2 protein-coding genes are annotated in these 2,417 nt (G+C 40.9%); both read right to left on the reverse strand.

All coding sequences use genetic code 11. The features are described 5' to 3' along the window. Window positions 1–502 precede the first annotated feature (502 nt). Window positions 503–1,489: a DUF1254 domain-containing protein gene (locus A6D97_RS19115; protein WP_017064049.1), complete on the reverse strand. Its 987-nt coding sequence runs from the start codon at window positions 1,487–1,489 to the stop codon at window positions 503–505. 182 nt (window positions 1,490–1,671) lie between these two features. Further along, window positions 1,672–2,346: a hypothetical protein gene (locus A6D97_RS19120; protein ID WP_198929241.1), complete on the reverse strand. Its 675-nt coding sequence runs from the start codon at window positions 2,344–2,346 to the stop codon at window positions 1,672–1,674. Window positions 2,347–2,417 lie beyond the last annotated feature (71 nt).

Genomic DNA, 2,417 nt, shown 5'->3' on the forward strand with positions numbered 1-2,417 from the left:
ACATAAGTTTAGCGGATGTTTGACAACCGGGGGAATCCATGTAGCCTCATTAAGTGGCAAAAAATTGTTGGTTAAAATGTTGAACGGAGTGAAAACAACCAACTGTTTTTTGTCCGTTTGAATGCCTTGTTAGTTGTTGATAGTTAAACATATTTACCTTACCAACAACACATGAATTTAATGAGTAGAAATGAGAATTAAAAAGCACCCAGTACCGCTACGTACAAAAAGTTGAACTTTGAGCCACTCAATTAAACTCATTGAAGCGAACACACTAAACCTTAAATTGACAAATGAGGCTGATTTTCGCTGGTTATCACCTAAAAGTGAATGGCGAAAACTGAGCGAAACACATGCAAAGCCAATTTAGAATACACCGCGCTTACAATAAAATATTACTCTTATTAGCGGTACCAACTAACGCCTTGCATCAGCGACCAAATGGCCGCGTAGCGGGCATTTGGTCCGACTGCATGCGTTTGTTATGTGATTTTTTCAACGCTCACTTGACTTTGCTCGGCGTTGGCATCGTGTACTTATCCAGACTTTCTAAATCAGGCTCATAGATGCGCATGAGGAAATTCCAGCCATCTACTATTGGAAGATTGTTCTTGGCTGATTCACCACAGCCTCCAAAGTTCACGTCAAAAGTTCCGTCACTATTAAAATCGATATTGTACTCATTCAGAATAGCTTTCTTGTCAAATATCCAGCCATCAGCGTTGTACATAGTAATAGAGAAGAAACCGCCTGTATTGAAAGGTGGAACTTTGTAATTTGCCGTGAAGCAACCTTTACCGTCTTGCTGCGCGTAGGATAGGTATCGTGCATTCTCATCTGGCAATAGCCCCCAGCCAGCTGCAGTACCTAATAGGTGCATATGTTCATCGACAGTTCCACGAGCGCCTTGCATATTATTTAGAGAACCTTTTTGGGCTGCCTCAGCCGCCAGTTTGTCTCTAAGTGCAATGAGTTGCTCCATATCGTACTCTGGCAATACATGTGGTTCCGTTGCTTCAGCCGAAATCGCTATTTGCTTCTGCAAAGCCTGAACCTGGGCAATATCTTCAGGGTCGTTAGGATTAATTCGGGTGCGAACGGCAACCATAACAAAGTCGGTGTCAGCCTTGATTTCATGTGTTCCCGGTGTAGTAAAAACCTGGTCGATGTAATGGTCATTTTGAACGACCATAGCAGACATATAACGACCATTGGTTTCTGGTAATGTAATTGACGCTCCTTTAGAAACATTGACTATAGCTCCGCTATAGGTTGTATCCTGGTTCATACGAACGACGGTTTGATTGTTTAAATCGAACTCTCCCACAGGAAAATGAAAGAAGGTATTTATTTCCGCTAGTTTTGTAATGTTCCCAAAAGCTACATCAGACTCAGCAACTTTATAATTACTGAGATCGACAGGTGTCGCAGCAATCGCCTTAGCCGATACGAATAGCATTAAGAACACATGTAATATTATTTTTTTCAAAATCTGATTCCTTAGTAAGTTGCGCCTAGATAGGCATAGGTGCTCGAACACTTTGTCACATGTAGCCCTGTTAAGGTGTGAGCAACGCAATACCGATGCCACCGCAGACTACCTTAAACACAAAACGCAACGCATAGCAAAGGTGCCAAGCGTTGCGAATCATTCTTAAACAGATTGTTAGGCTAAAGTTCTATAGGCGCGAACTCTTCAGTAATAGCTTTGCACATTTTATTTACGATATCATCTGACACATCGTTTGAATCTCGGAGCCTATTGACGTGTTCATCCAAAGAAGCAAGAAACTCTGAGTTAGTCATAAGACAATTAAATTCGTTAATGTACTTTTCAAAACGCTCAAAAACTGATTTTTGAAACAATACTGTATATTCATCAACCATCTCTCCTTTTGCTTCATGGCCAGTGAAAGGATCAATTAACTTTGGTACATAAACAATGTTCCAAGGAGCTGTGAAAGCATATACGTTTTTGGTCCTGCCAAATACGTGTGATATTTGATAGTTTCTCAATGGCTGATATTGCTTACTTGTTGTTTTTGAAAAACCTGTTAACTGTCTGATTAGTTTGGTCGGTTCGGCATTATTCGTTGAATCTTTCACCACATTACGATTTCCGAGCACTTCCGAATAAAGGTTTTGAAATAAATGCGTACCGCTAGCATTCCGACCGAACCCTCGTATGTATACAGTCTGATTTGTTTCGATGCGCTTTTTAAGATCAGCCCAGCACTGACTTGCTTGATTCTCTTCTGCATAAATTGTTTCGCTAAGCCCAAATTCGAAAAAGTCATCCTTTGTCAGCCCCATACGATCTAAAAACGCTATATATGAATCACGCATGATTATCTCCTTTAGCCTAACGAATGACATGGATTCCCCCTACCGAGGATCTGCCACACTTATGTGGTACT

The organism is Vibrio sp. ZF57, assembly GCF_001691235.1.
Classification (GTDB): domain Bacteria; phylum Pseudomonadota; class Gammaproteobacteria; order Enterobacterales; family Vibrionaceae; genus Vibrio; species Vibrio crassostreae_C.

Coding starts and splice junctions, on each gene's coding strand:
- A6D97_RS19120 (WP_198929241.1), bottom strand. CDS start 2,346: ATGCGTGATTCATATATAGCGTTTTTAGATCGTATGGGGCTGACAAAG.